The sequence below is a fragment of the Achromobacter veterisilvae genome (assembly GCF_900496975.1).
GTDB classification, from domain to species: domain Bacteria; phylum Pseudomonadota; class Gammaproteobacteria; order Burkholderiales; family Burkholderiaceae_B; genus Achromobacter; species Achromobacter veterisilvae.
Map to the genome: position 1 here is coordinate 41,855 of NZ_UFQC01000038.1, position 18,067 is coordinate 59,921.

Below are 18,067 nucleotides of genomic sequence, written 5' to 3' on the forward strand. Positions count from 1 at the left end.
CGTCCTAGAAGCGAGCGAGATCGGGGAAGCGCAACTCGCCCGCATGGACATGCATCTTGCCGTATTCGGCGCAGCGGGCCAGCGTGGGAATGACCTTTTCGGGATTGAGCAGGCACGGCGGATCGAAGGCCCGCTTTACCGCCAGGAACGCGTCGAGTTCTTCGCGAGAGAATTGCACGCACATTTGATTTATTTTCTCCATTCCCACACCGTGCTCTCCAGTCACGGTTCCTCCCACCTGCACGCACAGTTCAAGAATGGCGGCGCCGAATTTCTCGGCGCGCTCCACCTCGTCAGGCTTGTTCGAATCGAACAGGATCAACGGATGCAGGTTGCCGTCGCCCGCGTGGAACACGTTGGCGCAGCGCAATCCGAACTCGTCTTCCATCTGCTCGATGGCGCCCAGCACGCGCGCCAGATGGCGGCGCGGAATCGTGCCGTCCATGCAATAGTAATCGGGCGATACCCGCCCCGCCGCCGGAAACGCGTTCTTGCGGCCCGCCCAGAATTTCAGGCGTTCGGCCTCGGATGCCGACACCTGGCAGCGCGTGGCGCCCGCCTCGCGGAACACGGCCTCCATGCGCGCGATCTCGTGCGCCACTTCTTCGGGCGTGCCGTCCGATTCGCACAGCAGGATGGCCTGCGCGTCCATATCGTAGCCCGCCCGCACGAAAGGTTCGACCATGTGCGTCGCGCGCCTGTCCATCATTTCCAGGCCGGCGGGGATCATGCCCGCGGCGATGACTTGCGTGACCGCGTTGCCGGCCGCCTCGACGCTGGAAAAACTGGCCATGACGACCTGCGCGCAGGCCGGCTTGGGTATCAGCTTGACGGTCACTTCCGTGACCACGCCCAGCATGCCCTCGGATCCGATGAAGACGGACAGCAGGTCCAGGCCGGGCGCGTCCGGCGCCTCGGAGCCCAGTTCGACGACGTCGCCGTCGATGGTCACCACGCGCACGCGCAGCACGTTGTGCACGGTCAGCCCGTACTTCAGGCAATGCACCCCGCCCGAGTTCTCGGCGACGTTGCCGCCGATGGAACAGGCGATCTGGCTGGAAGGATCGGGCGCGTAGTACAGGCCGTAAGGCGCCGCCGCTTCCGAGATGGCCAGGTTGCGCACCCCCGGCTGGACGATGGCCGTCCCGCTTGCCAGGTCGATGTGCTTGATGCGATTGAATTTCGACAGCCCGAGGAGCACGCCGCGGCTGTGCGGCATGGCGCCGCCCGACAGGCCGGTGCCGGCGCCGCGCGCCACCACGGGCGCGTTCAGCCGCTTGCAGATGCGCATGACGGCCTGCACCTGTTCCTCGGTTTCGGGCAGGGCCACGACCGCCGGCAACGCGCGATAGAGGGAAAGGCCGTCGCACTCGTAAGGGCGGGTGTCCTCTTCGCGGAACAGCACGCAGTGCGCGGGCAGCGCCGCCGACAGGGCCTCGATGAGCTGCTGCAAAGAATAAGGCGCCTGCACTTGTGCCAGGCCGGTTTCGACCAATGAATTCATGAGCGCAACAATAGCGCGAGCGCCCGCTATAAGCAGGCCGGGATTTACCCGCATCCGGCAGTCCGCCGACGCGTTGAGAAGTAACCAGCCGTAATCGGCGGAGCGTTCCGCGGCCCCCGGCGGGCGGTTTTCGCCTGGGAGCGCCCTATGGTGAAAAAAAACCGACGGATGTCCGTCGGTTTCGAACGCGGAGGGCGCAACCGTCTCAGGCCTGCCAGGAAACGATCTTGCCCGGGTTCAGAATGTTGTTCGGATCGAACGCATGCTTCAGGCTGCGCATCAGTTCCAGCGCGTCCTCGCCATGTTCCTCGGCCATGAACTGCATCTTGTGCAGGCCCACGCCGTGTTCGCCCGTGCAGGTGCCGTCGGCCGCGATCGCGCGGCGCACCAGGTTGTGGTTGATGGCTTCGGACTCCTGCCATTCCTCGGCGCTGTCGGCATCGAGCAGCATGAGCACGTGGAAGTTGCCGTCGCCGACGTGGCCCACGATCGTGTAGGGAAAGCTGGCGCGGTCCAGTTCCTCGACGGTGTCGCGCACGCAATCCGCCAGGCGCGAGATCGGCACGCACACGTCGGTGGTGCTGGCGCGGCAGCCGGGACGCAGTTGCAGGCCGGCGAAGTAGGCGTTGTGGCGGGCGGTCCACAGGCGGCTGCGGTCTTCGGGGCGCTCGGCCCATTCGAAGTCCATGCCGCCATGGTCCGCCGTGATCGCCTGGACGGTTTCGGCCTGTTCCTGCACGCCCGCCGGGCTGCCGTGGAATTCGAACACCAGCAGCGGGGTTTCGCGCAGGCTCAGCTTGCTGTGCAGGTTCACCGACCGCACGCTGGCGGCGTCCATGAACTCGACGCGCGCGACCGGCACGCCCATCTGGATGATTTCGATCACGCTCTGCACGGCGGCGTCGAGCGTGGGGAAGTTGCAGACCGCGGCGGACACGGCTTCGGGCTGCGGATACAGGCGCACCGTGACCTCGGTGATGATGCCGAGCGTGCCTTCGCTGCCCACGAAGATGCGCGTCAGGTCGTAGCCGGCCGACGACTTGCGCGCGCGCCCGGCCGTGCGGACGATGCGCCCGTCGGCCGTCACCACGGTCAGGGACATGACGTTTTCGCGCATGGTGCCGTAGCGCACGGCGTTGGTGCCGGAAGCGCGCGTGGCGGCCATGCCGCCCAGGCTGGCGTCGGCGCCGGGGTCGATCGGGAAGAACAGGCCGGTGTCGCGGATCTCTTCGTTGAGCTGCTTGCGCAGCACGCCCGCCTGCACGGTGGCGGTCAGGTCTTCGGCGTTGACCGCCAGCACCTTGTTCATCTGCGACAGGTCGAGACTGATGCCGCCCTGGATCGCCAGGATGTGGCCTTCCAGCGACGAGCCCGCGCCGTAGGGAATCAGCGGAACGCGGTGCTCGTTGCACAGCTTGGCGACCTCTGCCACCTCCTCGGTCGTCTGCGCGAAGACCACGGCGTCCGGCAGCATGGCCGGATACGGGGATTCGTCGCGGCCGTGGTGCTCGCGCACGGCGGCGGATTCGGACAGGCGGTCGCCAAAGCGCGCGCGCAAGGCATCCAGACAGGCGGCCGGCACCGGACGGCGCAATGTTTCGGCGTGCAGGGGAGCGTTCATGATCAGCGTGTTCTCGGGTTCGGTAATCCGAATATTCTACGCCGCCGCGCATGCTGCGCCGCAAACCGCCGCACTGGCGGTCCGCGGCGCGATTCCCCGCGTTTACTTGCCGGAGGTCAGCGCCACCCGGCGGCGTTCGCGCACGGCGTGGGCCAGGCGCTCGAGCACGGCGACGGAGGCGTCCCAGTCGATGCAGCCGTCGGTGATGCTCTGGCCGTAGACCAGCGGCGTGCCCGGCACCATGTCCTGGCGGCCGCCGAGCAGGTGGCTTTCCACCATGACGCCGACCAGGCGCGCATCGCCCGCTTCCATCTGGCGCGCCACGTCGTCGATGACCAGCGGCTGGTTCTCGGGCTTCTTGCTGCTGTTGGCGTGGCTGGCGTCGATCATGACGCGTTGCGCCAGCCCGGCCTTGGCCATGTCCTGGCAGGCCGCCTCCACGCTCTGCGCGTCGTAGTTCGGCGCCTTGCCGCCGCGCAGGATGACGTGGCAGTCCTCGTTGCCGGCCGTCGACACGATGGCGGAATGGCCGCCCTTGGTCACCGACAGGAAATGGTGCGGCTGCGACGCCGCCTTGATGGCGTCCACGGCGATCTTCACATTGCCGTCCGTGCCGTTCTTGAATCCCACCGGACACGACAACCCGGAAGCCAGTTCACGATGCACCTGGCTTTCCGTCGTCCGAGCCCCGATCGCCCCCCAGGAGACCAGATCCGCGATGTATTGCGGGGTAATCATGTCCAGGAACTCGCAACCCGCGGGCAGCCCCAGGCTATTGATGTCCAGCAGCAGTTCGCGGGCGACGCGCACGCCCTTGTTGATGTCGAAGCTGCCGTCCAGGCCCGGATCGTTGATCAGGCCCTTCCAGCCCACCGTCGTGCGCGGCTTCTCGAAATACACCCGCATCACGATTTCCAGGTCGGCGCTCAGGCGGTCGCGCACGGGCTTCAGACGCTTCGCGTATTCGATGGCCGCCCGCGTGTCATGGATGGAGCAGGGACCGATCACGACGATCATCCGGTCGTCCATGCCGTGCAGGATGCGGTGCATCGCCTGGCGGGCGGCGAACACGGTGTCGGACGCCTCCTTGGTGCAGGCGAACTCGCGCATGACGTGCGCGGGCGGGTTCAGCTCTTTGATTTCTCGAATGCGAAGGTCGTCGGTATTGTGTGACACGGTACTGCTCCTGGGTTGCCCGCCATGGGGTGGCTCCCGAGGTCTTCCCGGGGGACGTCCTCCGGGTTTCCTCAACCAGCGGCACAAAAAAAGCCGCCAGTTCGCTGGCGGCTTTTTTGGGGGGATTCTTTCCAAACTTCAGATTGAGCGCGTCCCTTCCTCCGCCAGCGGCTTCAGAAAACCATAAAAGTAAAAATAAAAAGCGGGGGACGCGAATTTCATGGGGAACGACTCTAGCACAATTTTCCCCGCCCGTCAGAATTTTTTCGTAGACGCGGCATCGGGCTGACAACACGGCCTTCGCAAAAATGGCCGCCCCGCCGCCGGGCCGCCCCAAGGCGGGGCTGCCCCCCTCGGGGGGCAGCTAGCCCGCGCAGCGGGCGCGGCGTGGGGGCACCTACGCCGTACCGCCGACCGTCAGCCCTTCCATGCGGACCGTCGGCATGCCGACGCCCACGGGAACGCTCTGGCCGTCCTTGCCGCAGGTGCCCACGCCGGAGTCCAACTGCAGATCGTTACCGATCATGGTGACTCGGTTCATGGCGTCGGGGCCGTTGCCGATCAAGGTGGCGCCCTTGACCGGGTAGGTCACTTTGCCGTTTTCGATCATGTAGGCCTCGGATGCCGAGAACACGAACTTGCCGTTCGTGATGTCGACCTGGCCGCCGCCGAAATTGACGGCATACAGCCCGCGCTTGACGGAAGACACGATTTCCTCGGCCGGCTTGTCGCCGGCCAGCATGTAGGTGTTGGTCATGCGCGGCATCGGCAGATGGGCGAACGATTCCCGGCGGCCGTTGCCCGTGGCGGCGGTCTTCATGAGCCGCGCGTTGAGCGTGTCCTGCATGTAGCCGCGCAGGATGCCGTCTTCGATCAGGACGTTGCGCTGGGTGGCATTGCCTTCGTCGTCGATGTTGAGCGAGCCGCGGCGATCCGGGATCGTGCCGTCGTCCACCACCGTCACCCCCTTGGAGGCCACGCGTTCGCCGATGCGGCCCGAGAACACGCTGGAACCCTTGCGGTTGAAGTCGCCTTCCAGCCCGTGGCCGACCGCCTCGTGCAGCAGGATGCCCGGCCAGCCCGAGCCCAGCACGACGGTCATCTCGCCCGCCGGCGCGGGGCGCGCCTCCAGGTTCACCATGGCTTCGTGGACGGCGCGCTCGACGTAGCCCTGCAGCATCTCGTCCGTGAAATACGCCAGGCCGAGGCGTCCGCCGCCGCCGGCATGGCCCATCTCGCGGCGGCCGTTGCGTTCGGCGATCACGGTCAAGGACAGGCGCACCAGGGGGCGCACGTCCGCGGCCAGGCGGCCATCGCTGCCGGCCACCAGGACCACATCGTATTCGGCGCCCAGGCCCGCCATGACCTGGATCACGTGCGGATCGCGCGCGCGCGCCATGCGCTCCACGCGTTCGAGCAGGGCGACTTTCTCGGGCGCGCTCAGCGAAGCCACCGGATCGATATCGGCATACAGGCTGCGGCCGATCTCGGCTTCGACCTGGGCCGCCACTTTCACCTTGCCGGCGCCGCGCCGGGCGATGCCGCGCACGGCATGGGCCGACGACAAGAGCGCTTCGGGCGACAGCGAATCCGAATAGGCGAAGGCCGTTTTCTCGCCGCTCACGGCCCGCACCCCGACGCCCTGGCCGATAGAGAAGCTGCCGGTCTTGACGATGCCTTCTTCCAGGCTCCAGCCCTCGCTGCGCGTGTATTGGAAATACAGGTCGGCATAGTCGACCTTGTGGGTGAATATCTCGCCCAGCGCGCGCGCCATGTCCGCCTCGGTCAGCCCCCAGGGGTCGAGCAGCAGCGATTTGGCGGTGGCGAGGGAAGCAATGGCGGGATCGATGATTTTCATGGGACTCTGTTCAGGGGGCGGCGGCGCGGGAGCGCGCGCCTGCAATGGCGCTCAAGACCGTATCGTAACGCCGACACAGCCCCGGCGTCCCGGCCCAGCCGGAAAGCCGCGGTCCGCCGCGGCCGGCCGGAGCGCAAAAAAACGGGGCGCGGATTATCTCTGCAAGATTACATGGGGGCGGAATATTACCTATCAAGTTAAGGAACTTTCCATCAAACGCTGTTTCATGGAGTGCCTTTTCCGGACCTGGCCGCGGCGTTTCACCTGCCCTTCGAATTCGCGGCAACTCGTCATACAACCTGACATGAAAATGAAATCAGGCGAATGCGCGGCAGGATTATGATCGCAGCCATCCTCTCGAAAAACGGGAATGCAAAAATGCGGGGCCGCCAGCGATACCGGCGGCCCGGCGCGGCGAGTCATCAGACTACTTGGCGAAAGCCTGCCGCCTTTTCCAACCGCCGGATTCCAGCCGTCGCCCTTTGGGACTGCGGCCCGCCGCAGAAGGCACGTGGCGCAATTCGTCCACCTCGTGAACTAAAAGCGGATTTGTTTCAAGTTGTCCCAAATATGGAAACATCGTTCTCAATATTTGCCCGCGGGGCCGCGAATAAGCCAAAACGGCCACCGGCTCTTTGATACAAAGTAATTAGTCCTAAAACCGGGAAGTCAAGGCGTAATTTCTGTATTATGCGAAGCACAACAAATACACATAACTTCGCCGGCGATTAAAAGCAGTTCCATAATCAGGAATAAACCATGGCCCGAGAAACCTACGCAGCACTGCAAGCAAAGATCGAAAAGGAAATCAACAAGCTACAAAAGAAGGCTGAAGTCCTCCAAACCAAGCGCCGCAAGCCGGTGATCTCGTCGATCATCACGTCGATGCGCGAGTACGACATCACGCCCGAGGAAATCGTTGCAGCCTATGGCGCCGCCAAACCCGGCCGCGCCGCCACCGGCCGCCGCAAGGCCGGCCCCGCCGCCCGCCCCGCCAACGCCGCCAAACGCGCCGTTGCGCCCAAATACCGTCACCCCCAAACCGGGGAAACCTGGAGCGGCCGCGGCAAGGCCCCCCGCTGGCTTGCCGCCGAGGAAGCGGCCGGCGCGACGCGCGACAGTTTTCTTATCAAAGAATAAAACCTATCCGGCAGTAAGAAATAAATCGGCGCACCATCTTGGTGCGCCGATTTTATTTACGCAATCCGCCGCGAATACCGGCCGGACTCATTGAACGGGGAATTGGATCTGGCGCTCCGCGCCATTATTTCCCGGAAAATTATCAAATATTGCGCGAACCAGATAGGGCATGGTGCGAAGGAAATCGTCGCGCTCGCTCAATATGAAAGCAGTGGAGCGGTATACCTCGGCGCCGCCGCGCTGCGTATCGTGGATCTGCAGCGTCAGGGAATTGCGCTGGACCACCATCGGCACGTCAACCCAATCCGGGCCCCAATAGCCGTAACCGGCGCCCCAGGGACGCGGACCGTAGAAACCGCCATACCCGTAGCCATAGCCGCCGTAGAAATACGGGTCATACGGACGGCGCACCATTACCTGGGTTTGCGTGGTTCCGTAGCGGAACGAAACATCGAAACGGCCTTTGGCGCCGGGTTGCGCCTCGACCAGGCCGGTTGCGCCGATTCCGGCGCGCACCATGTCCTGATAGGACTGGTATTCGAGATTATTGTTTTGCGACGGTTCGGCCGGCACGAATTGATAAGTCTGCCCCTCCACGCCCGTGGGCCATTGCTGGAAGGACGTCACCCGCGCCGACACCGTGGGCGCGGCGCAGCCCGTCAACGCGACCGCCCCCAGTACGGCCAGCACGCCAGCCCAGCGGCCAGCGGCATTGAACATAGACGACCTCGACATTCTGCGACTCCTTCCGCGCAACGGCGCCATGATACTCAGCTTTGACCGGCGCGGCTCCGAAAAGTTTACGCTAGCCCATAAGGCCCAGGCGGCGCGCCATGCCCCAGCCACTACAATAGAACCCTCGTTCATACAGGACTGCAATCCCATGCGCACAGACACGCCCGTTACCGTATTTCGCAAGGATTACCAGCCCTACCCCTACGACATTCCGGAAGTCGCCCTCGCCTTCGATCTCGCGCCCGACGCGACCGAAGTGCGCTGCGCCATGCAGGTGCGGCGCAAGCCCGGGGCCAGCGCCGACGCCGCCCTGGTCCTGGACGGAGAAGACCTGGAACTCGTCTCGGTAGGGGTGGATGGCGCGGCATTGCCCGCCGACCGTTACCGCCTTTCTGACCACCGCCTCGAACTCTACGGCCTGCCGGCCAGCGCGGCGGTGGAAATCGTCAGCCGCTGCAAGCCCTCCGCCAATTCCACGCTGATGGGCCTGTACGTGTCCGGCGGCAATTTCTTCACGCAGTGCGAAGCCGAAGGTTTTCGCCGCATTACCTGGTTCGCCGACCGGCCCGACGTCATGTCGCGCTACCGCGTGACCTTGCGCGCCCTGCCGGACTACCCGGTGCTGCTGTCCAACGGCAACCTGGTCGCCTCGCGCCAATTGCCCGACGGCCGCAACGAGGTCGAATGGGAAGACCCGTTCCCCAAACCCTGCTATCTGTTCGCGCTGGTGGCCGGCAAGCTCACGCACCGCGAAACCACCGTGAAGACCGCCAGCGGCCGCGACGTGCTGCTGCAGGTCTATAGCGACCCCGGTTCCGAGACCAAGACCGAATGGGCCCTGGATTCGCTGGTGCGCGCGCTGCGCTGGGACGAAAGCCGTTTCGGCCTGGAGTTGGACCTGGACCGCTTCATGGTCGTGGCCGTCCACGACTTCAATATGGGGGCGATGGAAAACAAGGGCTTGAACATCTTCAACGCCGCCTACGTCCTCGCCGACGCGGACACCGCCACGGACGCCAACTACGAAGGCATCGAATCGGTCATCGGGCACGAGTACTTCCACAACTGGACCGGCAACCGCGTAACCTGCCGCGACTGGTTCCAACTGAGCCTGAAGGAAGGCCTGACCGTTTTCCGCGACCAGGAATTCAGCGCCGACATGATGGCCGACGGCATGGACGCGGCCGAAGCCGCCAGCGCCCGCGCCGTCAAGCGGATCGACGACGTGGTGGCGCTGCGCGCCGCCCAGTTCCCGGAAGACGCGGGCCCCATGGCCCACCCCATCCGCCCGGAAAGCTACCAGGAGATCGGCAACTTCTACACCGCCACCGTGTACGAGAAGGGCGCCGAAGTCATCCGCATGCAGCACACCTTGCTGGGCGAGGAAGGCTTCCGCGCCGGCATGGACGAGTACTTCCGCCGCCACGACGGCCAGGCCGTGACCTGCGACGACTTCGTGGCCGCCATGGAATCCGTCTACGTGCGCCAGCACCCGGGCCGCGACTTGTCCGTGTTCCGCCGCTGGTATCGCCAGGCCGGCACGCCGCGCGTGTCGGTCAAGCTGGACCACGACGCGGCCGCGCGCCGCTGCACCGTGACGCTCACCCAGGAATGCCCGCTGGTCGGCGTCGAGAAAAAGGCCGGCGCCGATTACGTCAAGGCGCCCTATCACATCCCGTTCGCCATCGGCCTGCTGGACCGCGAAGGCCGCGCGCTGACGCTGCGCCACGAGGGCGAGGCCAGCGAAACCGCCCTGCTGGAACTGAGCACGCAAAGCCGGCAATGGGTTTTCGAGGACATCGCCGACCGCCCGGTGCCGTCGCTGCTGCGCGATTTCTCGGCTCCCGTCATCGTCGAGTACGCCTGGACGGACGAGGAACTTGCCCTGCTGTCGGCGCACGATAGCAACCCGTTCGCGCGCTGGGAAGCCGGCCAGGAGTTCGCCACCCGGCAGATCCTCGCCCTGGCCGAGGCCCGCCAGGCCGGCAGGACGCTGCACGCCGACGCCGCCTTCATCGACACCTGGCGCGCGCTGCTGACCGATCCCGCGATCGACGCCGCCTACCGCGCCCGCGCCCTGGCCCTGCCCTCGGAAAAGACGCTGGCCGAACGCATGCGGCAGGTGGATCCGCCCGCCCTCGCCGTGGCCCGCGACTTTCTGCGCGCCGAACTGGGCCGCCAACTGGCCGCCGAGTTCCGCCAGGCCTTCGAGGCCAGCCAGACCCCGGGCGAATACAGCCCCGCCCCGGTCCCCGCCGGCAAGCGCGCCCTGAAGAACCTCGCGCTCGGCCATCTCATGGCCGCCGGCGAACCCGACGCCCAGCGCCTGGCCGAACAGCTATACGGCCAGGCGGGCAACATGACCGACAGCATGGCCGCGCTGTCCGCCCTGATCAATTTCGGACAGGGCGAATTCCCGCAGCAGGCGCTGGCGGCGTTCTACGACAAATGGCGCGACAATCCGCTGGTGGTGGACAAATGGTTCGCCTTGCAGGCGTCCGCCCGCTCGACCACGGTGCAGACCGCCCGCGAACTCATGCGGCATCCCGCCTTCACGCTGCGCAACCCGAACCGCGCCCGCGCGCTGATTTTCCAGTTCTGCCTGAACAACGCCCGCGGCATGCACCACCCCGACGGTTCGGGCTATGCGTTCTGGGCCGAACAGGTGCTGGCGCTGGACGCGCTCAATCCGGAAATCGCCGCCCGCCTGGCCCGCGCGCTGGACAACTGGTCGCGCTTCGTGCCCGCCCTGCGCGCGCCCATGCAAACCGCCCTGCAACAGGTGCGCGCGCACGAGGGCCTGTCGCGCAACGTGCAGGAAATCGTATCCAAGGCATTAGAATTCGCAGCATAGGGAGATCCTTTTGAAACGCAAAACACTGACCCAATACCTGGTGGAGCAGCAGCGCTCCGCCCAAGCCATCGCGCCGGAAGTCCGGCTGCTCATCGAAGTGGTGGCGCGCGCCTGCAAGGCCATCAGCCACGCCGTGAGCAAGGGCGCGCTCGGCGGCGTCCTCGGCAGTCTGGAAAGCGAGAACGTCCAGGGCGAAGTGCAGAAGAAGCTGGACGTGCTGTCCAACGAGATCCTGCTCGAAGCCAACGAGTGGGGCGGCCACCTGGCCGCCATGGCGTCGGAGGAAATGGAAACCATCCACCTGATCCCGAACCGCTATCCGAAGGGCGAATACCTGCTGCTGTTCGATCCCCTGGACGGCTCGTCGAACATCGACGTGAACGTCTCGATCGGCACCATTTTCTCGGTGCTGCACGCGCCGCACAACGTGTCGGGCGCGCCCGTCTGCGAACAGGATTTCCTGCAGCCCGGCGACAAGCAGGTCGTGGCCGGCTACGCCGTCTACGGTCCGCAGACCATGCTGGTGCTGACCGTCGGCAACGGCGTCGTGGGCTTCACGCTGGACCGCGAAATGGGCTCGTGGGTGCTGACGCACGAGAACATCCGGGTGCCCGAAGACACCAAGGAATTCGCCATCAACATGTCGAACATGCGCCACTGGGCCGCCCCGGTCAAGCGCTACATCGACGACTGCCTGGCCGGGTCGACCGGCCCCCTGGGCAAGGACTACAACATGCGCTGGATCGCCTCGATGGTGGCGGACGTGCATCGCATCCTGACCCGCGGCGGCATCTTCATGTATCCCTGGGACGCCCGCGAACCGGGCAAGGCCGGCAAGCTGCGCCTGATGTACGAAGCCAATCCCATGAGCTTCCTGATCGAGCAAGCCGGCGGCGCGGCGATCAACGGCGTCCAGCGCATCCTGGACATCCAGCCCGACAAGCTGCACCAGCGCGTGAGCGTCATCCTGGGCTCGAAGAACGAGGTCGAGCGCGTGGCCCGCTACCACGCCGAAGACGCGGCGTAGGATTAGTGAAACGCAAAAGCCCCGGCTCGCGAGCCGGGGCTTTTGCATTCTGCGTACTGCGAGGGCGTTTACTTGACCTCTTCTATCGTCTTCACATCGTCCTTGTTGATCTGGACTTTCTTGCCGTCCTTGTCGTATTCGTACATGCCGGAATCCTTGTCGTACTTGGGCTCGTCGGGCGTCACGGTCGAGCTGCCGTCCCGCTGCTGAATGACCGAGGGGGACGAGCATCCGGCCAGTACTCCGAATCCGGTCACAGCCAGGGCAAGCGTCATGGTCTTCAGGTTCATGGGCGTGTTCTCCGAGTGTGAATGTGCATTTACTGTATCTGACGCGACAGCCCCAGACGTGACGGGTTGTGGTCAAAATGCGTAAGAACGTAATCCGCGCGCTGCCCCGGCCGGGCCTTCTTTCGCCCGTGGGGCGCTCTCCTGGGCCGAAAATGAAAAACCCCTCGCAGGCCCGGCCCGCGAGGGGTTGCATACTTACACAAGCGGCAAGCGGCCTTTACACCTTGGCGTGCGCCTCGATGAAACGGCGCACTTCGGCCTGGTCGCAGTCCATGATTTCCACGCGCTGCGGCAGGGACTCCAGGTCGGCCAGGTTGCCCGGCGGCGTTGCCGGGCGGCCCAGCGCCTCCTCGATCGTTTCCGAGAACTTCGCCGGCAAGGCGGTTTCCAGGACCAGCATCGGCACGCCGGGCTCGACGAAGTCGCGCGCGACCTTGACGCCGTCGGCGGTGTGCGGATCGACCAGCACGCCGGTCGCGTCGTAGACCGAGCGGATCGTGGCCAGGCGGTCGTCGTGCGAGCTTGCGCCCGACACGAAGCCGTAGCGGGCCTCGAACTGCGGTTTCAGATCGGAGAGATCGAACGACCCGTCGCGCGCCAGCGCTTCCCACAGCGCCTTGACGCGGCCGGCGTCGCGGCCCACCAGGTCGAACACGAAACGCTCGAAATTCGAGGCGCGCGAGATGTCCATCGACGGGCTGGAGGTGGCGTAGGTCTGTTCGGCGGGACGCGGACGGTAGACGCCCGTGCGGAAGAACTCTTCCAGCACGTTGTTCTCGTTCGTGGCCAGCACCAGGCGGCGGACGGGCAAGCCCATGCTGCGCGCGATATGGCCCGACAGGATGTTGCCGAAATTGCCCGAGGGCACGGCGAACGAGACCTGCTGGCCCGGCTTGTCCGTGGCGCGCAGCCAGCCGTGGAAGTAGTACACCACCTGGGCGGCGATGCGCGCCCAGTTGATGGAGTTCACGGCGCCCAGGCGGTACTTGGTCTTGAACGCCAGGTCGCCCGCCAGCGCCTTGACGATGTCCTGCGCTTCGTCGAACACGCCGCGCACGGCGATGTTGTGGATGTTCTCGTCCTGCAGCGAATACATCTGCGCGCGCTGGAAGGCGCTCATGCGGCCGTGGGGCGACAGCATGAAAACGGCCACGCCGCGCTTGCCGCGCAGCGCGTATTCCGCCGCCGAGCCCGTGTCGCCGGAGGTGGCGCCCACGATGTTCAGCGTGGTGCCGCGCTTGTCCAGCACGTACTCGAACACCTGGCCCAGGAACTGCATGGCCATGTCCTTGAAGGCCAGCGTCGGCCCCTCGGACAGCCCCAGCAGCGACAGTCCGTCGTCCAGGGGGCGCAGCGGGACGATGTCCTCGCTGCTGAACGTCCCTTGCGTGTAGGCGGCGCGGGTCAGGCGGCGCAGGTCGTCCGCCGGAATGTCGGTGGCGAACAGCGACAGCACCTCGAACGCCAGGTCGGCGTACGACAGCCCGCGCCACGATTCGAGCGTCTCGGCCGACACCAGCGGCAGTTGTTCCGGCACCGCCAGGCCGCCGTCCGGCGCCAGGCCTTCCAGCAGGATGTCGGAGAACGGCTGGGGCGCCATGCCCCCCCGCGTAGAGATGTATTTCATGTCGTTGACTCCACAGTGCACTGCGCTCTCACCAAACCGGGCCGCTGCCGGCGCCCCCCAAAGGAGGAAGCGCCGCGGGCGCTTCGGAGGTGGGCCTTGCTCACACCAGATTCTCCACGCGCAATCGCGTGACCTTGGACCGTACGAACGGCAAGGCCTCGATGCGCTCGATGGCCTGGTTGACGTTGCCTTCCACCGCTTCGTGCGTCAGGAAGATGATGTCCGCGCCGCCGATATGGGACGGCTGCTGGATCATCGACCCGATCGAGATGGAACGGTCGGCCAGGATGCGGGCGATGTCGGCCAGCACGCCGGGCTGGTCGTCCACGCGCAGGCGCAGGTAATACGAGGTGCTGACCTGCTCGATCGGCAGGATCGGCGTGTCCGACATGGCGTCCGGCTGGAAGGCCAGGTGCGGCACGCGGTTGCCCGGGTCCGCGGTATGCAGGCGGGTCACGTCGACCAGGTCGGCCACGACGGCCGAGGCGGTGGGCTCTTCGCCGGCGCCCTGGCCGTAGTACAGCGTGGGGCCGACGGCGTCGCCCTTGACCAGCACGGCGTTCATCGCGCCTTCGACATTGGCCAGCAGGCGTTCGGACGGCACCAGCGCCGGATGCACGCGCAGTTCGATGCCGTCGGGGCGGCGCTTGGTGATGCCCAGCAGCTTGATGCGGTAGCCCAGTCGCTCGGCATGCTCGATGTCCTCGGCCGCCAGTTGCGAAATGCCTTCGATGTGGGCGCGGTCGAACTGCACCGGCACGCCGAAGGCCAGCGAGGCCAGCAAAGTCAGCTTGTGGGCGGCGTCCACGCCTTCCACGTCGAACGTGGGATCGGCTTCGGCGTAGCCCAGGCGCTGCGCCTCGGCCAGCACGTCGGCGAACGGCAGGCCGCGCGAACGCATCTCGGACAGGATGAAATTGGTGGTGCCGTTGATGATGCCGGCCACCCACTGGATGCGGTTGGCCGTCAGGCCCTCGCGGATCGCCTTGATGATGGGGATGCCGCCGGCGACGGCGGCCTCGAACGTCACCATCACGCCGCGCTCGTGGGCCGCGGCGAAGATCTCGTTGCCGTGCTTGGCCAGGAGCGCCTTGTTGGCCGTCACGACATGCTTGCCGTTGGCGATGGCTTCCAGCACCAGCTCGCGCGCCAGCGTGTCGCCGCCAATCAGTTCGACGACGATGTCGATTTCCGGATCGCGCACCAGCGCGTGCACGTCGGTATCGACCAGGATCGAATCGCCGACGCGCGCGCGCGCCTTGGCCACGTCGCGCACGGCGGCGCGGGTGACTTCAATGCGGCGGCCGGCGCGACGCGCGATTTCTTCGGCATTGCGCGACAGCACCGCCCAGGTGCCGCCGCCGACCACGCCGAGGCCCAGCAGGCCGACTTTCATGGGTTTCATCGCGGCGCCCTCCGCGGGCGGGCGTTGAGGGGAATTCATTTCAGTTCTCCATAACTGCTGTGCAAGGGACACCATGCTTGGCAGCATCAAGCGCGGCCGCGCGGAGCCGGCTTCGCCGGTCCGCTGCGGCGCCCCCGGGGGGGGAAGCGCGCAGCGCTGCGGGGGGGAGCCCTACCTTAGCAATCCGTCCTTGCGGAACATATCTTTGATGCCTCGCACCGCTTGGCGGGTGCGCTGCTCGTTTTCGATAAGAGCGAAGCGCACGTATTCGTCGCCGTACTCGCCGAAGCCGATCCCGGGGGACACGGCCACTTTCGCATCCGACAGGACGCGCTTGGCAAATTCCAAAGAGCCCATCGCCCTGTAGGGTTCGGGGATCTGCGCCCAGATGTACATGGACGCCTTGGGAATCTCCACATTCCAACCTGCTTCATGCAGGCCGCGCGCGAGCACGTCGCGGCGGCTCTGGTACTGCGCCACGATCTCGTTCACGCAATCCTGCGGGCCGTCCAGGGCGGCGATGGACGCCACCTGGATCGGCGTGAACGTGCCGTAGTCGTGATAACTCTTGATGCGCGCCAGCGCGTTGACCAGCTCGCGGTTGCCGACCATGTAGCCGATGCGCCAGCCCGCCATGTTGTAGCTCTTGCTCATCGTGAAGAACTCGACGGCGACGTCGCGCGCGCCGGGCACCTGCATGATGGACGGGGCCACGTAGCCGTCGAAGGTGATGTCGGCGTAGGCCAGGTCGTGCACGACGAGGATGTCGTGTTCCTTGGCCAGCGCCACCACGCGTTCGAAGAACGACAGGTCCACGCACTGCGCGGTAGGGTTGCTGGGAAAGCCCAGCACCATCATCTTGGGCTTCGGGATGGATTCGCGCACGGCGCGTTCCAGTTCCTCGAAGAAGTCCACGCCCGGCGTCATGCGCACGGAGCGGATGTTGGCGCCGGCGATGACGGCGCCGTAGATGTGGATCGGGTAGCTGGGGTTCGGCACCAGCACGGTGTCGCCGCGGTCCAGCGTGGCCAGCATCAGGTGGGCCAGGCCTTCCTTGGAGCCGATGGTGACGATGGCTTCGGAATCCGGGTCGAACTCGACCGCGTAGCGGCGCTGGTACCAGTCGCAGATCGCCTTGCGCAGGCGCGGGATGCCCTTGGACACCGAATAGCCGTGCGTGGTCGGGCGCGTGGTGGCTTCCACCATCTTGTCGACGATGTGCTTGGGGGTCGCGCCGTCCGGATTGCCCATGGACATGTCGATGATGTCTTCGCCGCGCCTACGCGCCGCCATCTTGAGCTCGCCGGTAATGTTGAAAACGTACGGGGGCAAACGCTCGATGCGGGAGAACTTCCTCATGATGGGAATCCTTAGGGGCGGAAAATGGGCAAAAAAACCAGGGCGCGGTCGCGCGAAGGGGAAAGGGAGCCAAACGGCCGCGCCACCACACGTTTGCAGCGCAGCAAAACCCTGTAATCTAGCGCAAGGACGCCCGGGCGGCAAATGGGCGTAAATCGGGGCCGTTTTCCGCTCCTTTCCGGCAACATGGCGACATGCTGATGCGCTATTATCAGGCACATAAAGCTGGAGTTTTTATTGAAGCTGCATACCGATCCTGCGACGGCCGCCCTGAATACCGTCACCGCCTATGGTGAGGGTTATATCGAGGTCAACCAGGTACGTTTTTCCTCGTCGGTCGCGTTCGGCCCCGAGGGCGAAGTTACCAAATGGCCCGTCGAGTCGCCGGCCGACATCACCCCTACCCTCTTGTTCCAGGCGGCCGGCCTGTCCGAGCCCGTCCGCGACCCCATGGCGTTTCTGGACGAGCCTGAAGCCTCCCCCGGCCGCCCGGCGAATGCGCCCGAAGTGCTGCTGGTCGGAACCGGCGCCCGGCAACAGTTCCTGCGGCCCGATGTGCTGCGCCCCCTGCTGGCGCTGGGCATCGGCGTCGAGATCATGGACACCCACGCCGCCTCCCGCACTTACAACATCCTGATGGCGGAGGGCCGGCGCGTCGTCGTGGCCCTCATCCCCCCCACCGGAGAATCCCAGCAATGACGCCGACCATAGGCAAGCCCGCCCCGCTGTTCACCGCTGAAAGCACCATAGGCCCGATCAGCCTCGAGCAATGCCAGGGCCGCGCCGTGATCCTGTATTTCTACCCCAAGGACAATACGCCCGGCTGCACCACCGAAAGCCAGGACTTCCGCGACCTGCACGCCGACTTCCTGGCGGCCAGCGCCGTGGTCATCGGCATCTCGCGCGATTCGCTGAAATCGCACGAGAACTTCAAGAACAAATACGAACTTCCTTTCCCTCTCATCTCCGACGCCGACGAAACCGTGTGCAATCTGTTCGGCGTCATCAAGCAGAAGAATATGTACGGCAAGCAGGTGCGCGGCATCGAACGCAGCACTTTCTTGATCGATGCCTATGGCGTGCTGGTGCAGGAGTGGCGCGGGGTGAAGGTCCCGGGCCACGCGAAGGAAGTCCTGCAGGCCGCGAAGAGCATCGGCTAGCCGCAAGCACAGGTAGACCCGTCAGGCGCTATAGCCGGCCCACACTGGAGAGTGACGCATATGCCGCTTCCGAAGTTGCCCACCCGTCCCGCAGCCATCCTGACCTTCCCCTCGGGCGAGCCAGCCCGGGCGCAGGCCCGCAGCACCAAGACCGCCGCTGCGCGGTCCAACTCCCACGCCGCCCTCGCCGAGGACGACGAAGACACGCTGACCGTCCAGCCCGAACTCGAGGGCATGGCCGCCCCGGCCCGCAAGGCGCAGGCGCCCGTTCCCGCCCGCCAGGTGCCGCCGCCCGCGGCGCCGGCCGCGCG

14 protein-coding genes and 1 pseudogene are annotated in these 18,067 nt (G+C 65.7%); 6 read left to right on the plus strand and 9 right to left on the minus strand.

Annotation, left to right across the window (positions count from 1 at the left end):
- Positions 1 to 4: 4 nt before the first annotated feature.
- The 4 genes from AVE30378_RS26170 to tldD form a co-directional block, all read right to left on the minus strand.
- Complete coding sequence (locus AVE30378_RS26170; RefSeq protein ID WP_129245112.1) at positions 5 to 1,504, minus strand: FAD-linked oxidase C-terminal domain-containing protein; 1,500 nt, start codon at positions 1,502 to 1,504, stop codon at positions 5 to 7.
- Between the two features lie 205 nt (positions 1,505 to 1,709).
- Complete coding sequence (locus AVE30378_RS26175) at positions 1,710 to 3,125, minus strand: FAD-binding oxidoreductase (RefSeq protein ID WP_129245114.1); 1,416 nt, start codon at positions 3,123 to 3,125, stop codon at positions 1,710 to 1,712.
- 102 nt (positions 3,126 to 3,227) lie between these two features.
- Positions 3,228 to 4,301, minus strand: a complete 1,074-nt coding sequence (gene aroG, locus AVE30378_RS26180) for a 3-deoxy-7-phosphoheptulonate synthase AroG (RefSeq protein ID WP_129245116.1) — start codon at positions 4,299 to 4,301, stop codon at positions 3,228 to 3,230.
- Positions 4,302 to 4,698: 397 nt separating this feature from the next.
- Positions 4,699 to 6,159, minus strand: a complete 1,461-nt coding sequence (gene tldD, locus AVE30378_RS26185) for a metalloprotease TldD (RefSeq protein WP_129245117.1) — start codon at positions 6,157 to 6,159, stop codon at positions 4,699 to 4,701.
- A gap of 759 nt (positions 6,160 to 6,918) precedes the next feature.
- On the opposite strand from tldD, the gene AVE30378_RS26190 reads away from it, so the two are divergent.
- On the plus strand, positions 6,919 to 7,299 hold the full coding sequence (locus AVE30378_RS26190) for an H-NS histone family protein (protein ID WP_129245119.1): 381 nt from the start codon (positions 6,919 to 6,921) through the stop codon (positions 7,297 to 7,299).
- An 87-nt stretch (positions 7,300 to 7,386) separates the two neighbouring features.
- Here AVE30378_RS26190 and AVE30378_RS26195 read toward each other — a convergent pair whose 3' ends face one another.
- On the minus strand, positions 7,387 to 8,034 hold the full coding sequence (locus AVE30378_RS26195; RefSeq protein ID WP_129245139.1) for a DUF4136 domain-containing protein: 648 nt from the start codon (positions 8,032 to 8,034) through the stop codon (positions 7,387 to 7,389).
- A gap of 148 nt (positions 8,035 to 8,182) precedes the next feature.
- Here AVE30378_RS26195 and pepN point away from each other — a divergent pair, with 148 nt between their 5' ends.
- Positions 8,183 to 10,888 (plus strand): aminopeptidase N, encoded by a 2,706-nt coding sequence (gene pepN, locus AVE30378_RS26200; protein ID WP_129245121.1) that lies wholly within the window; start codon positions 8,183 to 8,185, stop codon positions 10,886 to 10,888.
- A gap of 10 nt (positions 10,889 to 10,898) precedes the next feature.
- A complete protein-coding gene (locus AVE30378_RS26205) occupies positions 10,899 to 11,915 on the plus strand; it encodes a class 1 fructose-bisphosphatase (RefSeq protein ID WP_129245123.1) in 1,017 nt (338 codons plus the stop codon).
- A gap of 68 nt (positions 11,916 to 11,983) precedes the next feature.
- On the opposite strand, the gene AVE30378_RS26210 is transcribed toward AVE30378_RS26205, so the two are convergent.
- From AVE30378_RS26210 to alaC, 4 genes are all read right to left on the minus strand, one after another.
- A complete protein-coding gene (locus tag AVE30378_RS26210; RefSeq protein ID WP_129245125.1) occupies positions 11,984 to 12,205 on the minus strand; it encodes a YgdI/YgdR family lipoprotein in 222 nt (73 codons plus the stop codon).
- Positions 12,206 to 12,422: 217 nt separating this feature from the next.
- Positions 12,423 to 13,832 carry a threonine synthase gene (gene thrC / locus AVE30378_RS26215; RefSeq protein WP_129245127.1) on the minus strand — a complete coding sequence of 470 codons (1,410 nt, stop codon included), beginning with the start codon at positions 13,830 to 13,832 and terminating at the stop codon, positions 12,423 to 12,425.
- Between the two features lie 100 nt (positions 13,833 to 13,932).
- Positions 13,933 to 15,237, minus strand: coding sequence for a homoserine dehydrogenase (locus AVE30378_RS26220; protein WP_129245141.1), 1,305 nt, complete (start codon positions 15,235 to 15,237; stop codon positions 13,933 to 13,935).
- 171 nt (positions 15,238 to 15,408) lie between these two features.
- Positions 15,409 to 16,596 carry an alanine transaminase gene (gene alaC, locus AVE30378_RS26225; protein ID WP_043544338.1) on the minus strand — a complete coding sequence of 396 codons (1,188 nt, stop codon included), beginning with the start codon at positions 16,594 to 16,596 and terminating at the stop codon, positions 15,409 to 15,411.
- Positions 16,597 to 16,833: 237 nt separating this feature from the next.
- Here alaC and AVE30378_RS26230 point away from each other — a divergent pair, with 237 nt between their 5' ends.
- The 3 genes and pseudogenes from AVE30378_RS26230 to AVE30378_RS26240 form a co-directional block, all read left to right on the plus strand.
- Complete coding sequence (locus AVE30378_RS26230; protein ID WP_129245131.1) at positions 16,834 to 17,295, plus strand: Mth938-like domain-containing protein; 462 nt, start codon at positions 16,834 to 16,836, stop codon at positions 17,293 to 17,295.
- The gene (locus AVE30378_RS26235; protein WP_129245135.1) at positions 17,292 to 17,756 is read left to right on the plus strand and encodes a peroxiredoxin; all 465 of its coding nucleotides are present in this window, start codon (positions 17,292 to 17,294) and stop codon (positions 17,754 to 17,756) included. The genes AVE30378_RS26230 and AVE30378_RS26235 overlap by 4 nt, the downstream gene beginning before the upstream one ends.
- 60 nt (positions 17,757 to 17,816) lie before the next feature.
- A pseudogene (locus AVE30378_RS26240) lies at positions 17,817 to 18,067 on the plus strand (PhoH family protein); the annotation flags it as partial.

What these genes read in the sequence shown, in the direction of transcription:
- AVE30378_RS26170 (WP_129245112.1), bottom strand. Translation starts at nt 1,504, where the DNA reads ATGAATTCATTGGTCGAAACCGGCCTGGCACAAGTGCAGGCGCCTTAT.
- AVE30378_RS26175 (WP_129245114.1), bottom strand. Translation starts at nt 3,125, where the DNA reads ATGAACGCTCCCCTGCACGCCGAAACATTGCGCCGTCCGGTGCCGGCC.
- tldD (WP_129245117.1), bottom strand. Translation starts at nt 6,159, where the DNA reads ATGAAAATCATCGATCCCGCCATTGCTTCCCTCGCCACCGCCAAATCG.
- AVE30378_RS26190 (WP_129245119.1), top strand. Translation starts at nt 6,919, where the DNA reads ATGGCCCGAGAAACCTACGCAGCACTGCAAGCAAAGATCGAAAAGGAA.
- AVE30378_RS26195 (WP_129245139.1), bottom strand. Translation starts at nt 8,034, where the DNA reads ATGTCGAGGTCGTCTATGTTCAATGCCGCTGGCCGCTGGGCTGGCGTG.
- pepN (WP_129245121.1), top strand. Translation starts at nt 8,183, where the DNA reads ATGCGCACAGACACGCCCGTTACCGTATTTCGCAAGGATTACCAGCCC.
- AVE30378_RS26210 (WP_129245125.1), bottom strand. Translation starts at nt 12,205, where the DNA reads ATGAACCTGAAGACCATGACGCTTGCCCTGGCTGTGACCGGATTCGGA.
- thrC (WP_129245127.1), bottom strand. Translation starts at nt 13,832, where the DNA reads ATGAAATACATCTCTACGCGGGGGGGCATGGCGCCCCAGCCGTTCTCC.
- AVE30378_RS26220 (WP_129245141.1), bottom strand. Translation starts at nt 15,237, where the DNA reads ATGAAACCCATGAAAGTCGGCCTGCTGGGCCTCGGCGTGGTCGGCGGC.
- alaC (WP_043544338.1), bottom strand. Translation starts at nt 16,596, where the DNA reads ATGAGGAAGTTCTCCCGCATCGAGCGTTTGCCCCCGTACGTTTTCAAC.
- AVE30378_RS26235 (WP_129245135.1), top strand. Translation starts at nt 17,292, where the DNA reads ATGACGCCGACCATAGGCAAGCCCGCCCCGCTGTTCACCGCTGAAAGC.